The sequence below is a fragment of the Klebsiella sp. KTE92 genome, assembly GCF_000398905.1.
Taxonomy (GTDB): Bacteria; Pseudomonadota; Gammaproteobacteria; order Enterobacterales; family Enterobacteriaceae; genus Klebsiella; species Klebsiella variicola.
Window position 1 is genome coordinate 1,196,812 of the sequence record NZ_KB976100.1, and the last position, 21,348, is coordinate 1,218,159.

General features: G+C 59.9%; 21 protein-coding genes. 11 read left to right on the forward strand and 10 right to left on the reverse strand.

All coding sequences use genetic code 11. The annotated features are described in order from the left end of the window. Positions 1-29 precede the first annotated feature (29 nt). Together A1WC_RS19455 and A1WC_RS19450 are read right to left on the reverse strand one after the other, a co-directional pair. A complete protein-coding gene (locus tag A1WC_RS19455) occupies positions 30-1,547 on the reverse strand; it encodes a carbohydrate porin (protein WP_012968775.1) in 1,518 nt (505 codons plus the stop codon). 166 nt (positions 1,548-1,713) lie between these two features. Beyond that, a complete protein-coding gene (locus A1WC_RS19450) occupies positions 1,714-2,637 on the reverse strand; it encodes an aminoimidazole riboside kinase (protein ID WP_008805499.1) in 924 nt (307 codons plus the stop codon). 238 nt (positions 2,638-2,875) lie between these two features. Between A1WC_RS19450 and A1WC_RS19445 the strand changes: the two genes are divergently transcribed. The 3 genes from A1WC_RS19445 to A1WC_RS19435 all read left to right on the forward strand — a co-directional run bounded on the left by A1WC_RS19445 (position 2,876) and on the right by A1WC_RS19435 (position 5,138). After that, positions 2,876-3,517, forward strand: coding sequence for a helix-turn-helix domain-containing protein (locus tag A1WC_RS19445; RefSeq protein ID WP_072121882.1), 642 nt, complete (start codon positions 2,876-2,878; stop codon positions 3,515-3,517). A 134-nt stretch (positions 3,518-3,651) separates the two neighbouring features. Then, positions 3,652-3,996 (forward strand): DUF3302 domain-containing protein, encoded by a 345-nt coding sequence (locus A1WC_RS19440; RefSeq protein WP_008805501.1) that lies wholly within the window; start codon positions 3,652-3,654, stop codon positions 3,994-3,996. Continuing rightward, entirely contained in the window at positions 3,996-5,138 is a 1,143-nt protein-coding gene (locus A1WC_RS19435; RefSeq protein WP_012542548.1) for an HlyD family secretion protein, read from the forward strand. Before A1WC_RS19440 ends, A1WC_RS19435 begins: the two co-directional genes overlap by 1 nt. A gap of 40 nt (positions 5,139-5,178) precedes the next feature. On the opposite strand, the gene A1WC_RS19430 is transcribed toward A1WC_RS19435, so the two are convergent. The 3 genes from A1WC_RS19430 to A1WC_RS19420 are packed head-to-tail and all read right to left on the reverse strand — an operon-like array spanning position 5,179 to position 8,180. Next, a complete protein-coding gene (locus tag A1WC_RS19430; protein WP_008805503.1) occupies positions 5,179-5,976 on the reverse strand; it encodes an ABC transporter ATP-binding protein in 798 nt (265 codons plus the stop codon). Further along, entirely contained in the window at positions 5,973-7,001 is a 1,029-nt protein-coding gene (locus A1WC_RS19425) for a FecCD family ABC transporter permease (protein ID WP_162494475.1), read from the reverse strand. The genes A1WC_RS19430 and A1WC_RS19425 overlap by 4 nt, the downstream gene beginning before the upstream one ends. Positions 7,002-7,061: 60 nt before the next feature. Then, entirely contained in the window at positions 7,062-8,180 is a 1,119-nt protein-coding gene (locus tag A1WC_RS19420; RefSeq protein ID WP_012968773.1) for an ABC transporter substrate-binding protein, read from the reverse strand. A gap of 271 nt (positions 8,181-8,451) precedes the next feature. Between A1WC_RS19420 and A1WC_RS19415 the strand changes: the two genes are divergently transcribed. Both A1WC_RS19415 and A1WC_RS19410 read left to right on the forward strand, forming a co-directional pair. Next, positions 8,452-8,841, forward strand: a complete 390-nt coding sequence (locus tag A1WC_RS19415) for a hypothetical protein (RefSeq protein ID WP_002892699.1) — start codon at positions 8,452-8,454, stop codon at positions 8,839-8,841. 168 nt (positions 8,842-9,009) lie between these two features. Further along, positions 9,010-9,465, forward strand: a complete 456-nt coding sequence (locus A1WC_RS19410) for an RcnB family protein (RefSeq protein WP_016160424.1) — start codon at positions 9,010-9,012, stop codon at positions 9,463-9,465. A gap of 64 nt (positions 9,466-9,529) precedes the next feature. On the opposite strand, the gene A1WC_RS28415 is transcribed toward A1WC_RS19410, so the two are convergent. Further along, the gene (locus A1WC_RS28415; RefSeq protein ID WP_008805508.1) at positions 9,530-10,117 is read right to left on the reverse strand and encodes a YSC84-related protein; all 588 of its coding nucleotides are present in this window, start codon (positions 10,115-10,117) and stop codon (positions 9,530-9,532) included. Between the two features lie 234 nt (positions 10,118-10,351). On the opposite strand from A1WC_RS28415, the gene A1WC_RS19400 reads away from it, so the two are divergent. The 3 genes from A1WC_RS19400 to A1WC_RS19390 all read left to right on the forward strand — a co-directional run bounded on the left by A1WC_RS19400 (position 10,352) and on the right by A1WC_RS19390 (position 13,407). Then, the gene (locus tag A1WC_RS19400) at positions 10,352-11,530 is read left to right on the forward strand and encodes a M20 aminoacylase family protein (protein WP_012542544.1); all 1,179 of its coding nucleotides are present in this window, start codon (positions 10,352-10,354) and stop codon (positions 11,528-11,530) included. Positions 11,531-11,549: 19 nt separating this feature from the next. Continuing rightward, positions 11,550-12,326 carry an ABC transporter substrate-binding protein gene (locus A1WC_RS19395; RefSeq protein WP_002892707.1) on the forward strand — a complete coding sequence of 259 codons (777 nt, stop codon included), beginning with the start codon at positions 11,550-11,552 and terminating at the stop codon, positions 12,324-12,326. 127 nt (positions 12,327-12,453) lie between these two features. Continuing rightward, a complete protein-coding gene (locus A1WC_RS19390; RefSeq protein WP_008805510.1) occupies positions 12,454-13,407 on the forward strand; it encodes an aldo/keto reductase in 954 nt (317 codons plus the stop codon). Between the two features lie 551 nt (positions 13,408-13,958). Here the strand turns inward: A1WC_RS19390 and A1WC_RS19385 are convergent. After that, the gene (locus A1WC_RS19385) at positions 13,959-14,750 is read right to left on the reverse strand and encodes a MoaF C-terminal domain-containing protein (protein WP_008805511.1); all 792 of its coding nucleotides are present in this window, start codon (positions 14,748-14,750) and stop codon (positions 13,959-13,961) included. Between the two features lie 25 nt (positions 14,751-14,775). Continuing rightward, complete coding sequence (locus tag A1WC_RS19380) at positions 14,776-15,552, reverse strand: SDR family NAD(P)-dependent oxidoreductase (RefSeq protein WP_016160425.1); 777 nt, start codon at positions 15,550-15,552, stop codon at positions 14,776-14,778. Positions 15,553-16,061: 509 nt separating this feature from the next. Here A1WC_RS19380 and A1WC_RS19375 point away from each other — a divergent pair. The 3 genes from A1WC_RS19375 (at position 16,062) to A1WC_RS19365 (ending at position 19,166) form a co-directional block, all read left to right on the forward strand. Continuing rightward, positions 16,062-16,745: a response regulator transcription factor gene (locus A1WC_RS19375; RefSeq protein WP_012968769.1), complete on the forward strand. Its 684-nt coding sequence runs from the start codon at positions 16,062-16,064 to the stop codon at positions 16,743-16,745. A 116-nt stretch (positions 16,746-16,861) separates the two neighbouring features. Beyond that, positions 16,862-18,034, forward strand: coding sequence for an MFS transporter (locus A1WC_RS19370; RefSeq protein WP_012542539.1), 1,173 nt, complete (start codon positions 16,862-16,864; stop codon positions 18,032-18,034). 16 nt (positions 18,035-18,050) lie between these two features. After that, positions 18,051-19,166: a class II histone deacetylase gene (locus A1WC_RS19365; RefSeq protein WP_012542538.1), complete on the forward strand. Its 1,116-nt coding sequence runs from the start codon at positions 18,051-18,053 to the stop codon at positions 19,164-19,166. Positions 19,167-19,172: 6 nt separating this feature from the next. On the opposite strand, the gene A1WC_RS19360 is transcribed toward A1WC_RS19365, so the two are convergent. Beyond that, positions 19,173-19,766 (reverse strand): DUF3156 family protein, encoded by a 594-nt coding sequence (locus A1WC_RS19360; RefSeq protein WP_016160426.1) that lies wholly within the window; start codon positions 19,764-19,766, stop codon positions 19,173-19,175. After that, on the reverse strand, positions 19,744-21,243 hold the full coding sequence (locus A1WC_RS19355; protein WP_004183276.1) for an APC family permease: 1,500 nt from the start codon (positions 21,241-21,243) through the stop codon (positions 19,744-19,746). The genes A1WC_RS19360 and A1WC_RS19355 overlap by 23 nt, the downstream gene beginning before the upstream one ends. Between the last annotated feature and the right edge of the window lie 105 nt (positions 21,244-21,348).

Sequence of the window (21,348 nt, forward strand, 5' to 3'; positions counted from 1 at the left end):
TGTTACTTACCCTGTCGTCCGGGTTACCGTCAGAACCAGGTCTCCATTTGCATACCGAACGACCATTCGCCGCCCGATTTGAACCCGTTGCTGCCTAATGCATCATCGTTGGCGTAGTTATCCAGTTTTTTGCTCCAGTCCATCCACGATGTATAGAAGCGGATCTCCGGACGCGAGAAGAAGTCGCCGATGCTGCCCACCTTGAAGGTTGGGGCGAAGGTCAGCTTGTAGAAGCTGCCGTTCACCGCGTGGCGATCGTTGTAGCCTTCAGGCTGCAGATCCATGTACTGATAGCTGCCCTCCCAGGCTAGGGCGAAATTCTGCGTCACTTCCTGAATCAGACGCAGGTTGAGAGTGGCCCACTGATAGCTGTCGCCATCGACATAACGATCTTTACTGCTCTGCGCCAGCACGGCCGGGGCAATAAACCAGCGATCGCTCAGCGGCGTCGTGCCGTAGCTGGCGAAGCGCCAGGTATTGGCCCCCGGGCGCAGCGCACCGTCGGAGCCGATGCCTTTAACCTCGGCGCCCAGCCCGTGGCCGTACAGCAGGGCCGTTTTGCTGGTCCCGTCGCGCAGGCCATAGAAGCTCTCATTGTGCAGGCCCAGCAGAGCATGGACCCCGGTGTTAGCGGCATCGCCTTTCACCAGATTGCCGTTCGTGTCCTGGCGTTCGTCATTATCTTTCGCCCGCATCCCGCTGACCATCATCTGCACCGGGCCGGCAAAGTTATTCATGCTGACGATATAGTTCTGCACGCTGTTACTGCTGTCAGCGATATCGCCAAAGTTGCGGCCGTATAACGAGAAGTTGCTGCGCAGGCTGTCGTTCCATTTCACGTCGTAGATCCCGCCGCCGGTCCCGGCGAGGAACACCACATCCGAGTCAATCCAGTGGATGTCGAAGTTGTCACGGTCAAAGCGTTTCCCGGCCCACAGGGTTGCGCCTTTGAACGGGCCTTCGAAGGTGGGCAGGTTGCCCAGCTCGACAAACGCCTGGCGCACGTTCAGGTCGCTGCTGCTTGCCGTCCAGTCGTTATAGGTGGTTTGCCCGTCGGCCACCATCACTTTGAAACGGGTGGTCGCCCCGTTGTCCAGCGTCTGTTTATGTTCGAGGTTCATTTCCACATAGGTGTCGGCCTGGTTGCCCAGACGACCAATGGCGCCACCGGTCTCCCCGGCGGGGGTCATATAAGCGCCGGATTTGGTGCTGGCGGCCGAGTCGTTCATGATCACGCCGGAACGGGCATAGCCGTGGAACTCAAAGCCGCCAGGCCGTTCGGCTTTTTCTTCCAGCTGAGTGGTGCGCTTGGCCACCTGCTGGGTGGTGACCTGGGTTTGCTGCTGCTGCTGGGTTAACTGCTGAACTTTCTGCTCCGCCGAGGCGGCACGGCTTTCGGCAGTGCTGGCGCGGGTTTCGGCGTCCTGCAGGCGTTTTTCCAGGGCGGCGAGACGCGCTTCAATGCTGTTCAGGTCTGTCTGCCCATGGGCGGCGGCGGTGCCGGTTAGCAAAGCAATAAGAATGGCTAACTTCCGTTTTTTATACATGCTGTTGACATCCAAAGGTGAAAATCAGTGAGTGTGCTAACTTTTGCTAAACCGGTTTAGTTAATATGGTAAACATGTCAGTAACGCGGTGAAAATAAAAATTGCTAAACCGGTTTAAGAATTGTGATGTCGCCAGCAAAGTGGGCCGTTAGCCGGCCCAACGGGATCACAGCGAGCGCTGAAGATCGTCCCTGTAGGGCAGGGCGGTCATGGCGCCTTTGGCGGTGGTGGCCAGCGCGCCGCAGGTTTGCGCCAGCGTAAGGTCGGGAGCCAGCGCGGCGAGGTTGTCAGGGATACCGTGAGCGGCGAGGCCGGCGAGCAGCCCGGCGACAAAGGCATCGCCGGCGCCGGTGGTATCAACGGCCACCACCGGGCGAGCGGGGAAGTGGCTAACCTGCCCGCGCAGGGCGGCCTGGACCCCCGCTTTGCCCTGGGTCACCAGCAGCAGCGTCGGCTGGAAGCGGGCGTTCAGCCGGGCGATGCCGCTGACGATGTCGTCGCTGCCGCTGACAAAGGCCAGCTCCTCTTCCGAGAGTTTTATGGCGTCGGCGAGGGCCAGCGCCCGGTCGAGACAGTCACGCAGGTCCTGCGGATCCTGCCACAGGTCGCTGCGGATATTGGGGTCGAAGCTGACATAGCCCCCGGCGCGTTTTATCGCCTCCATTGCCGCGAATGCCGTGCTGCGGCTCGGCTCGGCGCTGAGAGCGATGGAGCAGACGTGCAGCCACTGGCCGGCGGCAAACGGCGGGAGATCCTCGGGCTGAAGGAACAGGTCGGCGCTCGGACGGACCATAAAGGTAAAGGTGCGCTCCCCGTGCTGATCGAGATCGACCACCACCGTGGAGGTGCGCTGCGCGGCGTCGAGGCGCATATAATTCACATCGACCTGCTCCTGCGCCAGGGTGTGACGCATAAAGCGGCCGAAGGGATCGTCGCCGACGCGGCCAATAAACCCGCTGTCGCCGCCGAGCCGCGCCACGCCGACCGCGACGTTGGCCGGTGCGCCGCCGGGGCATTGCAGCAGGCGGCCCTCGCCATCGGGCAGGAGATCAACGACCGCATCGCCGAGTACCCAGATTTTTCCATTCATTCGACAAATTCCTCTTAGCTAAACTATGTTAAACCGGTTTAGCTAATTAAAGCATAGCCCACCGGTAAGCGGAACGATCGGGTCACGAAACAGGGAGGCGAGGGTAAAAAATGTGAGCCAGGCGGAATATTTCGCCACTCCAGATCTGGACTTTTCCTTCCCCACCCGCTTAGGTATAGTTCAACAGGTCGCGGTTAGCCCCGCCGCGGTGGCCAAAGGTAAAGGAGTGCGCAGCGCGATGAACCCCAGTTTTGGCGATATTTACGATCGGTACCAGAATCTGACGCTGACCACGCATCTGCCGGCGGTGATCGCCTGCAGTGAAACGCTGAGTTTGGGCAAAGACCAGGGCTTTATTCCGCAGCCGGGCTATCTCTACTTTCTGCTGCAGGGGCAAATGACGTTGGCCTTTGGCGATGAGCAGAACCTGGTCGGGATTGTTATCGCGCATATGCCGTTAGGATTACTGGAACATTATTGTCCGTCGGTCGCGCTCTATTATCGGTGTCTGGGCGAGTGCCAGCTGGCGAAAATAACCGCCAGCGATTTTGAGCGAATATTCTTTCATTCGTCGCCGGGCTATATGCAAGAGCTGACCACGATCCTGGCCTATATGGGCATATTTGCCCTTGATGCCCACTATGAACGTGGCAGCCAGACCAGTTTTCAGACCATTAAATCGATGCTGTCGCGCTATCTATATCGCAGCGAAATCGATGGTGGTCAGCATGAGAGCCTGTCGGCATTTATTATTAAACGAACCAATCTCTCGCGCAGCTATGTGTACCAGGTGCTGGCCGCGCTGCGCGAGGGGGGATATATCACGGTGAAAAAAGGCAAGCTGATCTCCATCGACCGTCATATTCCTGAGAAATTCTGAACCCGATTCGGCAGATTCACGCCATCACGTTGCTATCACCGCCAGGGAAAGCGCTAAGCGCGCTTTTTCCCCGGCCCCGTTACGTCTGAATCTGGCTGTTTTATTAAGTTAACCTTTCACTCTGGAGTTATTTTATGACCCTGGATTATGTTGCGCTGGCCATTCTGATCGCCGTGGCCTTAATACTGTTTTATGGCGTGATTGTTATTCACGATATTCCTTATGAAATTGCCAAAGAGCGGCGCCATCCTCATCAGGATGCGATTCATTATGCCGGCTGGGTTAGCTTATTTACCTTGCACGCCCTGTGGCCTTTGTTATGGATCTGGGCAACGCTGTGGCGCGAAGATCGCGGGTGGGGAATGCGCCACATTGCCGACGATCAGCAGGCGCTGCATCAGCGTCTGGAAACGGTGGTCCAGCAACTGGAACAGGTCCAGCGCGAGGTGGCTGCGCTGAAAGCGGAGGAGGCAAACTAATGGAAACGTTAATGTTACTGACCTACGCCGCGCTGTGCATCGTGGTGTTTAAAGTATTCCGCATCCCGCTCAATAAGTGGACCGTACCGACGGCGGTGCTCGGCGGTATCGCCCTGATTGGCGCGGTGATCTTCGGGATGAACTACAACTTCCCGTATACCGACGTTGGTAACCAGGTATTTCGTACCGTGCCGATTGTGTCGCAGGTGCGCGGCCGGGTGCAGAGCGTACCGGTGAAGCCTAACCAGATGCTGCATAAGGGCGATGTGCTGTTTACCCTCGACCCGACGCCGTTCCAGGCAAAAGTAGACGATCTGCAGGCGCAGATAAAAGCGGCCAGTCAGGATGCGCTCTCCTTAAACGCGGCGTTAAGCCAGGCGCAGGCCGAGCTGAGCAGAGCGGTGGCCCAGCGCGACCAGTCGCGGCGGGAATATGCCCGCTATCGGGAGGGTCATGCCCAGGGTGCCTTCTCCGATCAAATGGTTGATACCCGTCTGCAGACGTGGAAGGCCGATGAAGCCAGCGTCAGCGCGGCTCAGGCAAAGGTGGTGCAGGCGCGCAACGCGCTGGACTCGGTGGTGAAGGGCAAAAATACCACCGTGGCCTCCCTGCTGGCGCAGCTGCAAAAGGCGCAGTTTCAGCTGGAGAACACCGTCGTCCGTGCCCCGGAGGATGGCTATGTCAGTACCGTCGGCTTACGGCCGGGCACCATGTCCACTGCCCTGGGGATGATCCCGCTGATGACCTTTGTGCCGGTGGAGGGCGCCGCCTCGCGGGAGTACGTCGCGGCATTTCGCCAGAACGCCCTGCAGCGTCTGCACAAAGGCGAGCCCGCGGAGCTGATGTTTCCGGCCATCCCGGGCACCGTCTTTCGCGGAGAAGTGGCCGACGTGCTGCCGGCGATTGGCGAGAGTCAGTTTCAGGGGCAGGGCAAATTGCTGACCACAGACGCGCTCAATACCCATGGCCGGGCGCTGGTGGTGCTGAAGGTGACCGATCCGCGATTTGCCGAATACGCTCTGCCGCAGGGGGCCACCCTTGAGGCGGCGGTCTACTCGGATCACCTGAAAGAGCTGTCGCTGATCAGGAAGATCCTGATCCGCATGAAAAGCTGGGAAAACTACCTCTATCTCGATCACTAAGCCGGCGGGCGCAGGGCGGACGTGCCGCCCCGCGCCGCAGTCAGGCCTCGCTGTCCACCAGGCCGTCAATAATGACCTGCCGCACCCCCTGCGAACAGGGTTCAATACGCCCGCGCACCCCATAGACGGCCGCCAGGGTCTCGGGGGTGATGACCGCGGCCGGGGTGCCGTCGCCGAGCAACTGGCCCGCCTTGAGCATCAGCACGTGGTCGGCATGACGCAGGGCAATATTGATATCGTGCACCACCACCAGGGTTACGATGTTGCGCCGTCGGGTCTCCCGGCGTACCAGATCCATCACGTGAAACTGGTAGTTGAGGTCAAGGGCGCTGAGCGGTTCGTCGAGCAGCAGCAGGCGCGGCTGGCGGATCAGCGACTGAGCGAGACCCACCAGCTGCTTTTGCCCGCCGGAGAGCTGATCGAGGTAGCTCATCGCCAGATGGGCAATCCCCAGTTGCCGCAGCAGCGCCATCACCTCCTCCTGGTGCTGCGGACTGTGGCGTCCTCCGGCGGCGCGCTGGGCAACGATAATCGACTCCAGCACATGCAGATGCACGCCGGCGGGCAGCGTCTGCGGAAGATAGACCACCTGCTCTGCGCGACGTGAGAACGGCTGCGTCAGCAGATTTTCCCCCTCCAGCAGCAGCTCGCCGCGGCAGGGTCCCAGACCCGCCATCGCCCGCATTAACGTTGATTTACCGCTGCCGTTTGGCCCCAGCAGCGCGGTGATTTTCCCTCGCGGCAGATGGGGAACCGTCAGGTTCTCGATCACCTTGCGTCTGGGGTAGCCGGCGCTGAAGTAAGACAGCGACAGCCCGGATAACGTCTGGTCGCTCATGCCTGCCCCCGATGACGTAAAATAATGCTCAAAAAGAACGGGACCCCGACCAGGGAAGTGACGATCCCCACCGGAATAATGGCCCCCGGGATCAGGTTCTTCGAGGCGATGGAGGCCAGGGAGAGCACCAGAGCGCCGATCAGCGCGCTGGCGGGCAGATAAAAGCGATGGTCTTCGCCGAAGAGCATCCGCGCAATATGCGGCGCCACCAGGCCGATAAAGCCGATTGGCCCGACAAAGGCCACCGAAAGCGCCGACAGAATGCTGATCCGCAGCAGCGTGGTCAGGCGCAGGCGGCGAACGTTAATACCAAAACTGATGGCCCGGTCCTCGCCCAGCCGCAGGGCGGTCAGCTTCCACGCGCTGCGCAGCGACAGGGGCATCACCAGCGCCAGGGCGACCAGCAGGATGGCGACTTTGCTCCAGGAGGCGCGGTCGATGCTGCCCATGGTCCAGAACACCAGCCCCTGCAGCGTGTCTTCGTTGGCGATGAACTGCAGCATCGAGACCAGGGCGTTAAAGGTAAAGACCAGCGCAATGCCGAACAGGATGACCCCGGAGGTGGCCACCTGGGTCCAGCGGGTGATGCCGTCCAGCAGCAGGGCCGCCAGCAGGGCGAAGATAAAGGCGTTGGCCGAGATAAACCACTGGCCGGGAATACCGGGCAGGCCAATACCCAGCACAATCGCCAGCGCGGCGCCAAACGCCGCAGCCGAGGAGACGCCAAGGGTAAACGGACTGGCCAGAGGGTTATTGAGGATGGTCTGCATTTCGGCGCCGGCCAGTCCCAGCGCCAGGCCGACGATAATCGCCATCACCGCATAGGGCAGACGGATATCCCAGACGATGGCGCGCGTGCCCGGATCGGCGCTGGCCGGATCGGTTAACGTCTGCCACAGGCTCTGCAGCGGCAGACCGGAGGGGCCGAGCATAAAATCGAGCAGCAGCGACGCGACAATCAACAGCGCCAGCAGGAGCATCAGCAGCAGACGGCGACGCACGATACGGCGATAGTCATCTATCACGCCAGAGGTCCCGGCGGGCAGCCCGTCGAGCACGGAGTCGGAGGTTAAACGCATGCCGGATTACTCGCTCTGCTGCCAGGAGAAGACGAACGGCTGGTCCGGCAGGTCGGTGAAATGGCGCACGATATAATGGTAAGTCTCATCCGGGTTGAGATCGCCGAAGGCCTGCGGGTAGATATCTTTCGCCAGGTATTCCATGCCGACAATATTCCACGGGTGGTTATAGAAGTGGTGATAGACGCCATAGGTCCGCTTTGCCTGTACCGCCGGGATCTGGCTGACCCCAGGTCGCGCCAGCAGGATCTGCGCCTGGGCCTTCACCGCCTCCGGCTTAACCTCATAACCCAGGGGCAGCACCTGGCTGTTGCCGCGCTTCGAGCCGGTCATGATCCAGGCGTCGGGCTTCATGCTGATGATTTTCTCCAGCGAGACGAACCCGGAGGCGCCCGGCAGCAGCTGCGAACCGATATTGTTCGCCCCGACCGCCTCCACCAGCCCGCCCCAGCCGCTGTGGCCGTGGGTAAAGCAGCAGGCGTCGCTGTTGCCGGCCAGCGCTTCCACGAAGACGTTGGCCTTCGGCGTGATGGCCGCGGTTTTCTGGCGAATCGTCTGCAGCTGCTGACGATAGTAATCGGTAAAGGCTTTGGCCTGGCTCTCGCGGTTAAGGACTTTGCCCAGCAGGTCGATGCTGGGGGCGGTATCTTTCGCCGGGTCTATCTCATAGTCGACAAACAGCACCGGAACGTGCAGGGCGCTGAGCTTGTCGATGACGCCGCTCTCCATCAGCGCTGGCCTGGCGCGCAGCTGGGCGATCATCAGATCCGGCTGACGGGCGATGACGCTTTCAAGATCGACGTTCCCTTTGTCGCTGAAGCCCATGTCAAGGATCGTGGCCGACTGCGGCCACGTCGTTTTCAGCATCTGCCAGGTGGCAACATCCTGCTTTTTCGCCAGATTATTCCATGCCACCAGCCGTTTAAACGGATTGTCCCGGTCCAGCAGGGCGAGGGTCATAATGTCGCGGCCATCCTGCAAAATAATACGCTGCGGCTCTTTGGCCAGGGTGACCTGCCGGCCGTCGAGGTCAGTGACCGTCAGGGGATATTGGGTTGCATAGCTGAAGAGGGGCGTCGCGATCAGCGCAGTAAGTAACAGCGATCTTACTGATTTTCTTGCCATAAAAGGAGTTCCGTTTGCCAATTTATAAATATAATGATTCTGAGAATTATTCTCGAACAAACATCAACGGCAAGTATATCAAGGACAAATTTCATAAAATGTAACAAACATGTTGGAAATTATGCCAACGCCGACAGGGCGCGCACGGCGGCAGCATTTTCTGCCATGGCTGGAGGTCGAAGACGTTTTTCAGGCTAATTCCTAATGTCATCCCCGGTTCGTTGTGCCATCCTGAATGCGACTCATAACACGACACGTGAGAGAGGATATTATGAAAAAAGCAATGATTGCGTTATCGGCTATTCTGGTTGCAGCTCCGGTTTTTGCTGCGACAACACATGCAACAGATGATACCGTCGCGGCGGCGAATGCCAATGCCAACACCGCCAAAGAGAAGCTGCACCAGGCCCAGCATGAGGGCGAAGAGCAGCAGCTGAAGGCGAAACATGCTGCCGAAGGCAAGCAGGACAGCGTTGGCAGCCAGGTGAGCGAAGGCGCGCAGAAAACCTGGAACAAGACCAAAGAAGGCACCGAGAAGGGGTGGGATAAGACCAAAGAGGTCAGTGAAAAAGGCTGGAATGCCACCAAATCCGGTGCGGAAAAGGGCTGGGATAAAACCAAAACCGGCGCCGAAGAGTTAAAAAATAAAGTGACTGAATAAGTCCTTTTACCTGTCTGAATCAAGGTCGCGAAAGCGGCCTTTTTTATTGCCCCGCCATCAGCACAACCTCTTCCCGACAGCCGATGCCAGGAATCGTCCTGGTTAACCAGTTACTCACTCTTTCTTCACATTTGCCCGGTACAAAGGAGCTGAATCAGGAGGTGTACCATGAAAAAGATGATTTCTCTGGCAGTAATTTTATCGTGTGTGCTGAGCGTCCCGGCCTTTGCCGATGGCCCGAACGACGGCCATCGCCCGGGGCAGCCAACGGTGTGGCAGAACGGTCCGGACCATGATGGGCATGCGCCGCAGGGCGGACCTGACGCGCATCATCAGGGTGACCATGACCAGCGTGGCCCGGATCGCGACGGTCATGACAAACGCGATCAGGCACGTCATGAGCAGGACCATTTCGCCTGGCGCGGGAACGATTTCCGCAAAGGCCACCCGGCTCCGGCGCCGTTCCGTGGCGATGAATATCGCGTCCGCGACTGGAGCGACCGCGGCCTGCCGCCCCCGCCGGAAGGCCATCACTGGTCCTATATCGACGGTAACTATGTGCTGATCGCTGCGGCGACCGGGATCATCACCTCGATTCTGGTGAGCGGCGCCCTCGACCACTAAATGCGCTGCTCCGCGACGCCGGGTCAGGGAAAGCCTGATCCGGCGATGGCGCACTCGCGGAAAGCTACGGGTTCAGCGCAGCATCCGGCCAGTATTTATAACCATTGATCATTGCCTGGGCGGCCAGCCCTTTTTCGGTCAGGTCGTAGACGTTGACCTTCGAGGGCAGGGAGGCGGTATCTGACGCCACGCCGCTGGTGGAGGCGGCGATCGGCGCGATGCCTTTGTCATCATATTTTGCGGCGGCATTCGCATCGGCGCCAACCATGTATCCCTGGCGAATAAAGGTCTCCAGGGCCGCTTTATCATGGAAAACCAGCACCGTGCGCTGCTGCTTAATCCCCATCCCCAGGCCGGCGCCGCCCTGGGCCATTTTCATATAGGTATCCTTCCCGGTGGCCTTATTCCGCACCACGCCGTAACCGCTGCCAAACCCGAACAGCAGGATCTTGCTGCTGTTATTGGCAAACACCGCATACCCCTTCGCATGCTGAATATCACTGCGGGCCTCAGGCTGCAGGGCGTAAAGCTTGTTGAGGGTTTCGCTGCGCATCTTCTGAATGCTGGCCCGCTGCTGGCTGGCGGTATCGCCCTGCGCGCTGCAGCCCGCTAGCATGACGATGGCGGCGAGGGAAAGCGTCTGTAATTTCATACACGTTTATTTTATTTAAATCTGAATATGGTCGGGAATGGTAGGTTAAATAACGGTAAATCCTCCATAAAATAAACGTTTATTTTTAAATTTCACTATTTTGATTATTTATTACTCTGTAATGTGCGGATTATTAAATAAGATGAGTTCATTCCAGGTATTAGAAATGCTGCTTGCATAAAGTTTCCACCACGTTACCGTGTTAAGTCCTTAATTTATTTCCCGGAGAACGGCATGAGTGATTATGTAATCCCCGAAATTAAAGCGACGGAAGATGAAATGATTTCTATCCGTCATTATTTACATGCCAATCCGGAATTAAGTCTGGAAGAGTTTAATACCAGTGAGCTGGTGGCTGGCAAACTGGCGGAGTGGGGCTATCAGGTCACCCGCGGCCTCGGTAAAACCGGCGTCGTCGGCAGCCTGAGCAAGGGCGACTCGCCGCGTACTATTGGCCTGCGCGCCGATATGGACGCGCTGCCGATCCATGAAACTACTGATTTGCCCTGGGCCAGTACGGTACCCGGAAAAATGCACGCCTGCGGCCATGACGGCCATACCACCATTCTGCTGGCGGCGGCGAAATACATCGCCTCGCCGGCCTGCCAGTTTAACGGCACGGTGCATCTGATTTTTCAGCCGGCGGAAGAGGCTATCGGCGGCGCCGATTTAATGATTAAAGACGGGCTGTTCGAGCAGTTCCCCTGCGAACGCATCTTTGGCTTGCACAACATGCCGGGGCTACCGGTGGGCAAGCTGGGCTTCTACGCCGGCAACTTTATGGCCTCGGCGGACACCGTCAAAATTACGATTACCGGCTACGGCGGCCACGGCGCCCATCCGGAGCGTACCGTCGACCCGATCGTCGCCGGCGCAGCGCTGGTGATGGCCCTGCAGAGCATCGTGGCGCGCAACGTGCCGCCGGGGGAAACGGCAGTGGTCAGCGTCGGCACCTTCCAGGCCGGTATCGCCTCCAACGTCATTCCGGAGAGCGTGGTGATGGAGCTGAGCGTGCGGGCGATGAAGCCGGACATTCGCGATCTGCTGATCAAGCGTATTCACGAGCTCGCTGATTTTACCGCCAAAAGCTATGGCGCCAGCAGCGTAGTGGAGGTGTACGACTCCTACCCGGTATTAACCAACAGCCCTGAAGAGACCGATTTCGCCCGGGCGCTGGCGCTGGAAGTGTTTGGCCGCGAAGGGGTACTGGAGTCGGTCTCGCCGATGAACGCCAGCGAGGATTTCGCTTTTATGCTGCGCGAACGCCCAGGGAGCTACTTCCTGCTCGGCAACGGTGAGAAAGGGGAGAAGGGCGGTTGCATGGTGCACAACCCCGGCTACGACTTTAACGATGACATTATCACCACCGGCGCGACGCTGTTCGCCCGCCTGGTGGAAAAGCACTGTCGCTAATCTCTGGAGAAGAACGCGAATGAAAAAATCACTGTTGCTATGGCTGGCATTAATGGCGTCGACGTCGGCGCTGGCCGAAGGGGGAAAGGAGATCCGCTTCGGCGTCGACCCGACTTTCGCGCCGTTTGAATGGAAAGATCCGCAGGGCAAGCTGGCGGGGTTTGATATCGATTTAGGCAACGCCATTTGCCAGCAGCTGCAGGCGAAATGCGTGTGGGTGGAAAGCAATTTCGACGGCATTATCCCGGCGCTGAAGGCGCGTAAATTCGACGCGATCCTTTCCGGGATGTACATGACCGAGAAGCGCAAAGCGCAGATTGCCTTTAGCGACAAGCTATATAACGGGCCGGTGTTCCTCGTGGCGCGTAAAAATACCCTGCAGGGCAATACGCCGGAACAGCTGAAGGGCAAAACCATCGGCGTGGAGCAGGGCTCGGCGCAGGAGACTTATGTTAACCAGCACTGGCGGCCGCAGGGGATTAACATTGTGGCCTACCAGGGGGCCGATAGCGTGGTGCGTGACCTGGAGTCCGGGCGCATCGACGGCGCAGTGCTCTCCGGGATGATGGCCGACTACAGCTTCCTGCAGCAGCCGCAGGGTAAGGAATTCGCCTTTGTCGGCGGCCATCTGCAGGACGATACGCTGTTTGGCGCCGGGGCGGCGATCGGCTTGCGTAAAGACGATGAGGCACTGCGTCAGGAAATTAACGGTGCCATTGCGAAGATTCTTGCCGACGGCACCTATAAAAAATTAGCCGGCAAATATTTTAGCTTTGATGTTTATTCCGGGACATAATGTCTGAGTGTACCTGCGGGCGTGGAGCGCCCGCCGTAAGATTCCTTTTCTGATTATCCAATCACCTCCTCTCCTGACCCCTGCGGTTACCTGAGGGAAGCAGAATATAAGCTAAGGAGTACTCGGCATGATGACACGTCCATTGGGTAAAACCGGATTTTCCATCGCCCCATTAGTCTTTGGCGGCAACGTCTTTGGCTGGACCATCGATGAAAAAACCAGTTTTGCTCTTCTTGATGCTTTTGTTGACCACGGTTTTGACGCTATCGATACGGCGGATGTTTATTCCCGCTGGGCGGAAGGCAACCAGGGCGGCGAATCCGAAACCATCATCGGTCGTTGGCTGCAGGCGCGCCCCGGCATGCGCGATAAGGTCAAAATCTTCACCAAAGTCGGCTCCGATTTAGGCCTACCCGGCCATAAAGGGCTCAGCAAAGCCTGGATCCAACAGGCGGTAGATGACTCCTTACGCCGCCTCAATACCGACTACATTGATCTCTACTTCTCCCACTGGCCGGATCCGCAAACCCCGGTGGCGGAAACGCTGGAGGCTTTCCACAGCCTGCAGCAGGCCGGAAAAATCCGCGCCATGGGGGCCTCTAACCTGGATGCGATGCAGCTGGCGGGGGCGCTGGAGGTAGCGCGTAAAGGCGGCTTGCCTGCCTGGCAGGTGCTGCAGCCGGAATATAACCTCTACCACCGCTCCGCGTTTGAAGGCGCGCTGTGCGATCTCTGCGTCAGCCGCGACATCGGAGTGGTGACCTACTACAGCCTGGCCTCCGGTTTCTTAACCGGTAAGTACCGCCAGCCGTCGGATCTGGCCCAGAGCCAGCGCGGAGGGGGGATTGGTAAGTACCTGAATCCGCGCGGGATGCGGATTATCGATACCCTGGTGGCGGTCGCGGACGAGCAGGGGGCGAAGCCGGCTGAGGTGGCCCTGGCGTGGCTGATCGGCCGCGAAGGCGTGACCGCGCCGATCGCCAGCGCCACCAGCGTGGCTCAGGTGGAGAGTTTTGCCCGCGCGGCGGCGCTGAGCCTGAGCGCGGAGCAAGTGGCGCGACTGGACAGCGCCAGCGCCTGAGTCACTCCCTCTCCCCGGCGGGGAGAGGGAGAAGGGCTATACATGACGCGGACCGTAGGCCGGTTAAGGCGCCAGCCGCCACCCGGCGAAATGACGGCGCAACCGGAAATGCCCCTGCTCGCGCTGCGCTTAGCAGGGCTACCACTCCTGTGCTATTTCCGGGCTGATTGCGCTCCCGATATTTTTTCTGCGTTATGTCACTCATGGCACAGGGAGCGCACAGGGGGCGGCCAGTCGCCGCCGCCCCCTGTACCCCCGGGCTCCGGCCAGCAAAATCGCCACTGCGTGGTACCTTCGACTTTTCCCTGCAGGCTTCGGGTCGGGCCGAGGCAGCGTCCGTGCAAAACACGGCCCTCAGCCCGCATCCATGCGGGCTGCCCCGGCCTTCCGGGAACGTCTCAGCGATTTTGAGGCCGTCAGCACCGGCAGTTTCAGTCGCACAAGTGGGTAAATTAATGACTGGCTGCTCGGACCGTAGGCCGGGTCAGGCGCAGCCGCCACCCGGCGAAATGACGGGTGTGGTGCCTGAAAGCGTGCCCGGCGGCGCCCCTTTATTCCTGATGGCGGGTGACGTTGAGGATCTTCGCGCTGGCGCCGACCGGGAAATTGCTGAGGGCGCCGAAATCGCTGCCCTGATAGCCCATGATCTTGCCGTCGGTGCGCATCTGCTGCAGATCGATCAGGATCACCCCCAGCGTGGGAATGATTTTCTCCCGCCAGACGAACAGATAGAGATCCTCAGCCACCTGCACATAGTGGCAGCGATCGACATCCGCCAGCCCCTTTTCCACACCGTCCAGACACTGCCAGGTGTAAAAATTGTCGTTGAGATAGATGTGCTCATAGCGCTCGGTCGGGCTGTAGGTGTACTGATTGCGCATGCCAATGAGCGCATCGGTAAAGTCCGGCAGCGGCCCCGACTGCTCATCCAGGCGGGCAAAAACAAACCGTGCCTCTACCGCGGTCAGCGGCAGGCCTTGCTCCACCCGGCTGAAGGCGTCCAGCCGCGCGGCGGCTTCGTCCGGCAGCTGGCCGTAGACCAGGGTGGCGTTGCGCTGTGTCAGGTTGCATACCGCGCTAATGCTGGCGTTATCCCGCTCCGGGTCAAGGAAGTCGATAAACAGAATGTCCGGGCGCAGGGCGGTTGCCCGCCAGGGCGCGCGCTTGTCGTTCCAGCTGAGCGTCTGGTCATCTTCGATAACCAACTGCTGCGGCTTACTGCCTGCGACATAAAAAGTAAAGGTTTCGCCGGCGGGCAGGCTGGTGGTGGCGAGTAAATTACCGTGTGGCGCAAAACCATCGGCCAGCGCGCCGACCTGGATAAATACGGCTTCTGAAGTCATAGGGGCTCCTGAACAGAGTAGGGCGTTAGGCAAACGCCAGAGTGGGAACATCGACGATACTGGCGCCGCCGTCGGCGACCAGCGTGGCGCCGCTGATGATGGCGGCCTGCGGCGAACAGAGAAACTGACAGGCCTCGGCTATCTCCTCGGGGCTGGCGGGGCGGCGCAGCGGAACATCGCGACAGACCCGCTGATAAGCCTCCGTCAGCGATAGCCCTTCTGCCTGCATCAGCGGGCGCATCTCTTCATCCGCCATCGGCGTCGTGACCCAGCCGGGACAGATGGCGTTGGCGCGTACCCCCTGTGGGCCGTAATCGCGGGCGACGGAACGCATCAGGCCAATTAAGGCGTGTTTGGCGGTGACGTAGCCGCAGGCCTGCGGCCCGGCGGCGAGTGAGGCGATGGAGGCGACAAACAGGACATTGCCTCGGCGGGCAATGAGCGAGGGCAGACAGGCGCGAACGCTGGCGAACGCGCTGGTGAGATTGCCGTCCAGCGCCTCGCGCCACTGGCTGTCGCTGGTCTCGGCGGCGGGGCTGTTGCCCATCCCGCCGGCGCTGCAGATGAGGACATCAATACCGCCAGCCTGGTCGAGGATCGCCGGCAGCAGCCGCTGACCCCAGACCTCGCCGTCGGCGGCATCGCCCACCAGCGCCGTGGCGCCGGTCTCATCGGCGACAGCCTGCAATGGCGCTTCGCGCCGTCCGGTAATAAACACCCGGTCGCCCGCGGCGCACATCAGCCGCGCGCAGGCGGCGCCAATTCCGGTTCCACCGCCGGTGATCACCACGACTCTCGCCATTCGCTCTCTCCTGTTATGGGGTCTTCGATTACCTTAAAAAGCGCGTCAGGTCCCGGCTATCGTCCGGAAGAACGATAGCCGTGGCGGTTAATGGATCTCTCTCACAGGGCGCCGTTCTCATTATTTCGGCAACAGCGGGTCAGGCGTCATCACATGATTACGCCGCGGCGAAAATTAATTGCATCCTGTTAAGGGTATAAGTGAAAAAAAACAGAAATCCATCGTTCTTTAGGATGAGAATGACGCGTCGGGGATAGGTTTTTTTTATCACCAGGGGCAGGTACGCCGGGTGTTAATCTTTTTTGTTTATATTTTAACGCGGCTATCGTAAAGCATGGCGGGTGTGTTTTTTAAATGCTTTATATAACAATGATTTGTTGAAAATTATGTAACGGCTATCACATTGTTAATATGTTAATGATTGTGTTACTTAAATGTGAAATGTATGCTTCAATTATCAGTAGTCATCCATGTGTCATGTACCATCATCTCGACGGGGAGGCCCTATCATGTCTGCTTTGTTAAAAGCCAGCCGTAATGATGCGATAATAGCCCGTTGTTTACAGACTATTTCCCAGCTAATTCCACTGACTTCAGCGGTCTTTTATCGAGTAAATAATCGTTTAAAACCCGAAAGCTATATATTGCATAATATTTCCGATAATACGCACCAACAATATCTGGAAAACTTCCAGCCGCTGGATCCGCTTCTGCCCTCGCATTTTAGCCACCAGAACACCACCGTGGCGGCGATGACGCCGCGGCTCTGCGACCGCAACCGCCATTACTATCATGAATTCATGTTGCCGAATAACGTACGCGACATGACCGAGATCTTTATTCGCCGCGAGCGGCGGATCATCGCCGGTATCTCGCTGATGCGCGACGTGCCTTTCTCCAGCGAAGAGCGCCAGCGGGCTCAGGCGGTGCTGCCGCTGGTGGAGCTGGCCATTCGCGACTGTCTGCAGGAAGACGATGACCTGCCCGCCATCCTGACGGCGAAAGAGCGGGAAATCGTCGGCATGGTGCGCGAAGGCGCCAGCAATAAGCTGATTGCCCGCCAGCTGGATATCTCGCTCTCGACGGTAAAAACGCACCTGCGCAACATTTTCGCCAAGACCGAAGTGGTCAATCGTACCGAACTGGTTTCCCGAACCTGGATGCCGGCCGCTCAGCGTACGCTGCATCTGTGATCTGACTTTCGCATCCCGCGCGCGCCGTGGCAGCACGGCGTTTTCCTGATGCCTGTGGGTATCACTCCCTGGAGGATCCTCCGGGGGGAGGCTTTTTTGACCGGAGCACGCCTACGATGTCGAGTACCCCTCTCACTGATAATGCGCTTTCCCGGCCCGCCGGGTTGGTGGTCTCCCTGCGTTTGCTGGCGGCGATCGTGATTTTTGCCGCTATTGCGCCGGGTATTCTGATGACCGCGCCGGCGGTGGCGGCGCAGCTGGCCAGCGAATGGCAGCTTAAACCTGGGCAGATCGGCTGGCTGTTCTCGGCGGAGCTGGGGGCGATGAGTCTGGCGACGCTCCCGGCGTGGTGGTGGATGAGCCGCCTCGACTGGCGGCGGGTCGCCCTGATGGCCGGGGTGGTGTTTCTGACCGCCAACCTCGCCTCGGCGGTGGTCACCCAGTACGAGACGCTGCTGGCGGCGCGCTTTCTCGCCTCGCTGGCGGGCGGCACGCTGATGATTTTGTGTATCAGCTGCGCGGCGGGGACGCCGAACCCGTCGCGGGTCTACGCCTTTTGGGTGCTCGGGCAACTGCTGTTAGGCATGCTTGGCCTGCTGGTGCTGCCCGGCCTGTTCGCGACCTTTGGCCTGAAGGTGGTTTATCTGATCCTCGCCGCCATTATGCTCTGCTGTTTGCCGCTGGTGTCAGCTTTCCCTCCGCGCTTTCAACCGCTCTCTGCCTCCCACCAGCAGCCGTCGACGGCGCTGTGGCGTCAGGCGCTGGCGGTGCTGGCGGTACTCACTTTCTATATCAGCCTCAGCGCAGTGTGGACCTTTATCGGCACCATCGGCAGCGCGGCGGGGCTAACCCCGACGCAGGTCGGTCTGGTGCTGGCGGCGGCGACGGTTTGCGGCATTATCGGCGCCGGCGGCGCGGCGCTGCGGGGTACCCAGCGGGCCGATCGTTTACCGGTGTGGCTGGGCTACGGCCTGCTGATCGTCAGCGTTGGGCTGCTGATCGGCCAGCCGCTGCTGGTGCGCTACGCCATCGCGGCGCTGCTGTTTAAGTTCACCTGGACCTTCGTGCTGCCCTTTATTCTTGCCCGTGTGGCCGGGCTCGATAGCAACGGCCGGCTGATGAACAGCATCAATCTGGTGATCGGCGGCGGCATGGCGGCCGGTCCGGCCTTAGCCGGGGCCTTACTGCAGCGTTTTGCCAGCGCCGACCCGCTGCTGGCGGCGGCAGGCGTCTGCGCGCTGCTGTCATTGATTTTGATTGCGGCGGCGTCCGCCGCCGGGAAGAGTTAGCCCACGGGAGGATAGAGTGAAAAGAAAAACCGGTTTCTTCTTTGATGAACGTTGTTTCTGGCACAGTACCGGCCTGCACGCGGTGACGCTGCCGGTGGGCGGGTGGGTGCAGCCGCCCGCCGGTGGCGGCCATGCTGAATCGCCGGAGACCAAACGGCGGATGAAAAACCTGATGGACGTCTCCGGGCTGACGCCGCAGCTGGCGCTGCGCAGCGCGGCGCCGGCGAGCCTTGAGGACCTGCGGCGGATCCACCCCGACAGCTATCTGGAGCGCTTCAAGACGATCAGCGATAACGGCGGTGGCATGCTCGGCAAAGAGGCGCCGCTGGGGCCGGGCAGTTATGAAATCGCCTGTCTTTCCGCCGGGCTGGCCTGTGCGGCGGTGGAAGCGGTGCTGGAGGGGGAGCTGGATAATGCCTATTCGCTGTCGCGCCCGCCCGGACACCACTGTCTGCCGGACCAGTCGATGGGATTTTGTTTCCTCGCCAATATTCCCATTGCCGTCGAGCGGGCGAAAGCGCAGCTGGGGCTGGGCAAGGTGGCGATCATTGACTGGGATGTTCACCACGGCAACGGCACCCAGCATATCTACCTGCAGCGCGACGACGTACTGACTATCTCCTTGCATCAGGACGGCTGCTTCCCGCCGGGCTACGCCGGCGAGGACGATCGCGGCGTGGGCGCGGGCGAAGGTTACAACATTAATATTCCGCTGCTGGCCGGGGCGGGGGATGACAGCTGGCGCTATGCGCTGGAAACTATCGTCATTCCTGCGCTGGCGCGTTTTGAGCCGGAGCTGATTATTATCGCCTGCGGCTATGACGCCAACGCCATGGATCCATTAGCGCGGATGCAGCTACATAGCGACAGCTTCCGGGCGATGACCGAACAGGTCCAGCAGGCGGCGGATCGCCTGTGCGGCGGGAAACTGGTGATGGTGCACGAGGGCGGCTACGCCGAATCCTACGTGCCGTTCTGCGGCCTGGCGGTGATGGAAACGCTGAGCGGTATCCGTACCGAGGTCCAGGATCCGCTGCGGGAATTTATTCAGCAGCAGCAGCCGCGGGCGGAGTTCGCGCAGTTCCAGAGGCAGGCTATCGATCGGCTGGCGCAACGGTTTGGTCTGCTATAAAACGCCTCAGCTTCCCCGCTGTGATGGCGGGGAAGTCAATGCTTTCCCTTCTGCGATTCCACCGCGCATCCACTGACTTACCGCCTGATTAATCATCGCCAGCACGCTGAGCAGCAGCATCCGCTGCTGCGCTTCCAGCCGCAGATAACGGCGCAGCGGGGGCATTTTACAGACCACTTCGCTGGCGGCCCAGGGTTCAATGCTGCAGCGCCAGCCGCTACTATCAAAGGTCAGCGAAAAGCGGCGGTAATCCAGCTCGCTTAAGGTCTGCTGGAGATTAGGAAAACCGTTGAGATAGCTGGCGAGTTCCTCGCTGCCTTTGCCGCCGATAAAGCGGATCGGCTGGCGTTTCCACCAGCCGGATTGATGGGCGCGAATGTTACCGCGCACGGGCCGGGTCACCGGCCCCTCGACGACAAACTCGCAGCTGTGAATGCTGGCCATAAACAGCCGCTTCTGACGCACGCTGAAGGTCACGGCGGTGGCGTCGTTCAATCGCAGCAATGCGCTGCGTTCGCTCAGCTTTTCGCACGGCCAGCCCGCCAGATCGCGCTGCACCGCGTTCATTAACGGCGTCTCAAACCAGGGGACGGAGGACATCTGGCGTCATCTCCCCGCGGGTCTGTTTTTCATAATTGTTGATGGCGCGCTCCACCACCTCTTCCACTACCAGCGGCTTGAACGGATTGACGCGCTGCACACACACCGTCCAGAACAGGGCGTAAGCGGCGGTCAGGCCGAGCATTATGCCGAACGGTACCAGCACCTGGCGGCTGTCCATCCCGGGCGGCGTGATATTGACGATAGCGATGATGATCCCGACGCTGGAGATAATCTGCGGCAGCGGGAACCACGGCGAGCGGTAGGCGCGCGGCAGGTCCGGGCGGCGAATGCGCAGCATCACCACCGACAGCGTCACCAGCAGATAGGCGACGCCCCAGGCGCAGACCGCGGCGAGGATCAGCGGCACGATGCGGTCCAGATCGCCGTTCAGATACCAGGCGTGCAGGCAGGGGATCGCCACCCCGATGGCAATGGCGATCACCGGCGTCTTAAAGCGCGGGTGCAGCCAGGTCAGGAAGCGGGGCAGCGCGCCGTCCAGTGCCATGCCGTAGATAATACGCGGCACGGCGGCCATCAGCGTATTGATGGTGGCGCAGCCGGCCAGCAGCAGCCCGACCCCCAACCAGTACTGGCCGGCGTGGCCCATCACCCGTTCGGCGAAGGCCGGGATCGCCATCGGTGTATCCAGCAGATGGACGTTGTTGGCCGCGTCGAGCACGGTATTCTCCACCTGGCGGTTGATCGCCGCGCCGTAGATAAACATGCAGCTGGCGACTCCCAGCAGGCCCAGCGCCATCGCCCGCGGAATAGTGCGGTGGGCCTGTTTAATCTCCGGCGCCATCGGCGTCACCAGTTCGCAGCCGACGAACATAAACATCGCCATGCCGATATAGCCGAACAGACCGTTGATATCGCTGATGTTCAGCGGCGTGCCGAACCAGCCGGAAAGATGAGTCACCGGCGCCATAAAAATGCCACACAGGCCGAAAATAGTCAGTGTGGTCCACATGCCGAAGGTCAGCACCACTTCGACCTTGCCGAAGATTTCCACGCCGATGGCGTTGAGCAAGCCGAAAATCACCACCATGCCGACACCCACCATCCAGGTGTTCTGGTGGGCGGCCATCTGAGCGTTGATCGATTCGAAGTTTACCAGCGCCATAATGCCCGCCAGGATCGTCTCCGCCGTCCCGGCGAAAATATGGACGATCAGATAGGCGCACAGCGCGCCGGTGATAGCGAAGAAGCGGCCCATGCCGCAGGAGATATAGTCGTACACCGAACCGGTGGTAGGAATGAGCGTCGCCGCCTCGGCAAAGGTGGTGACCTGCGCCTGCATCATAATAAAGGCCAGCAGCACCGCCAGCGCGAAGGTATCGCCGCCCATGCCGAAGCCGCTGGTGACCGTCAGGATCACCGGGCTGGCCATGATCAGCCCGACGGAGCTGGCGAGGGTGGTCGGGAAGCCGACGACGCCGCGCTCAAGATGGCTGGCGAGTCTGTTACTAAACATAGTCAACCTCTGCACAATAATGGGGTAGGGCAGGGAATAGCCAGCGCCACTCCCGGATAGTCATAATTTAGGCGGGCATCCTGCTCAATGAATATCGTCCGGAAG

Coding starts and splice junctions, on each gene's coding strand:
- A1WC_RS19435 (WP_012542548.1), top strand. CDS start 3,996: ATGGAAACGTTAATGTTACTGACCTACGCCGCGCTGTGCATCGTGGTG.
- A1WC_RS19390 (WP_008805510.1), top strand. CDS start 12,454: ATGATGACACGTCCATTGGGTAAAACCGGATTTTCCATCGCCCCATTA.
- A1WC_RS19375 (WP_012968769.1), top strand. CDS start 16,062: ATGTCTGCTTTGTTAAAAGCCAGCCGTAATGATGCGATAATAGCCCGT.
- A1WC_RS19440 (WP_008805501.1), top strand. CDS start 3,652: ATGACCCTGGATTATGTTGCGCTGGCCATTCTGATCGCCGTGGCCTTA.
- A1WC_RS19385 (WP_008805511.1), bottom strand. CDS start 14,750: ATGACTTCAGAAGCCGTATTTATCCAGGTCGGCGCGCTGGCCGATGGT.
- A1WC_RS19455 (WP_012968775.1), bottom strand. CDS start 1,547: ATGTATAAAAAACGGAAGTTAGCCATTCTTATTGCTTTGCTAACCGGC.
- A1WC_RS19420 (WP_012968773.1), bottom strand. CDS start 8,180: ATGGCAAGAAAATCAGTAAGATCGCTGTTACTTACTGCGCTGATCGCG.
- A1WC_RS19410 (WP_016160424.1), top strand. CDS start 9,010: ATGAAAAAGATGATTTCTCTGGCAGTAATTTTATCGTGTGTGCTGAGC.
- A1WC_RS19450 (WP_008805499.1), bottom strand. CDS start 2,637: ATGAATGGAAAAATCTGGGTACTCGGCGATGCGGTCGTTGATCTCCTG.
- A1WC_RS19400 (WP_012542544.1), top strand. CDS start 10,352: ATGAGTGATTATGTAATCCCCGAAATTAAAGCGACGGAAGATGAAATG.
- A1WC_RS19370 (WP_012542539.1), top strand. CDS start 16,862: ATGTCGAGTACCCCTCTCACTGATAATGCGCTTTCCCGGCCCGCCGGG.
- A1WC_RS19360 (WP_016160426.1), bottom strand. CDS start 19,766: ATGTCCTCCGTCCCCTGGTTTGAGACGCCGTTAATGAACGCGGTGCAG.
- A1WC_RS19430 (WP_008805503.1), bottom strand. CDS start 5,976: ATGAGCGACCAGACGTTATCCGGGCTGTCGCTGTCTTACTTCAGCGCC.
- A1WC_RS19415 (WP_002892699.1), top strand. CDS start 8,452: ATGAAAAAAGCAATGATTGCGTTATCGGCTATTCTGGTTGCAGCTCCG.
- A1WC_RS19355 (WP_004183276.1), bottom strand. CDS start 21,243: ATGTTTAGTAACAGACTCGCCAGCCATCTTGAGCGCGGCGTCGTCGGC.
- A1WC_RS19380 (WP_016160425.1), bottom strand. CDS start 15,552: ATGGCGAGAGTCGTGGTGATCACCGGCGGTGGAACCGGAATTGGCGCC.
- A1WC_RS28415 (WP_008805508.1), bottom strand. CDS start 10,117: ATGAAATTACAGACGCTTTCCCTCGCCGCCATCGTCATGCTAGCGGGC.
- A1WC_RS19445 (WP_072121882.1), top strand. CDS start 2,876: ATGAACCCCAGTTTTGGCGATATTTACGATCGGTACCAGAATCTGACG.
- A1WC_RS19395 (WP_002892707.1), top strand. CDS start 11,550: ATGAAAAAATCACTGTTGCTATGGCTGGCATTAATGGCGTCGACGTCG.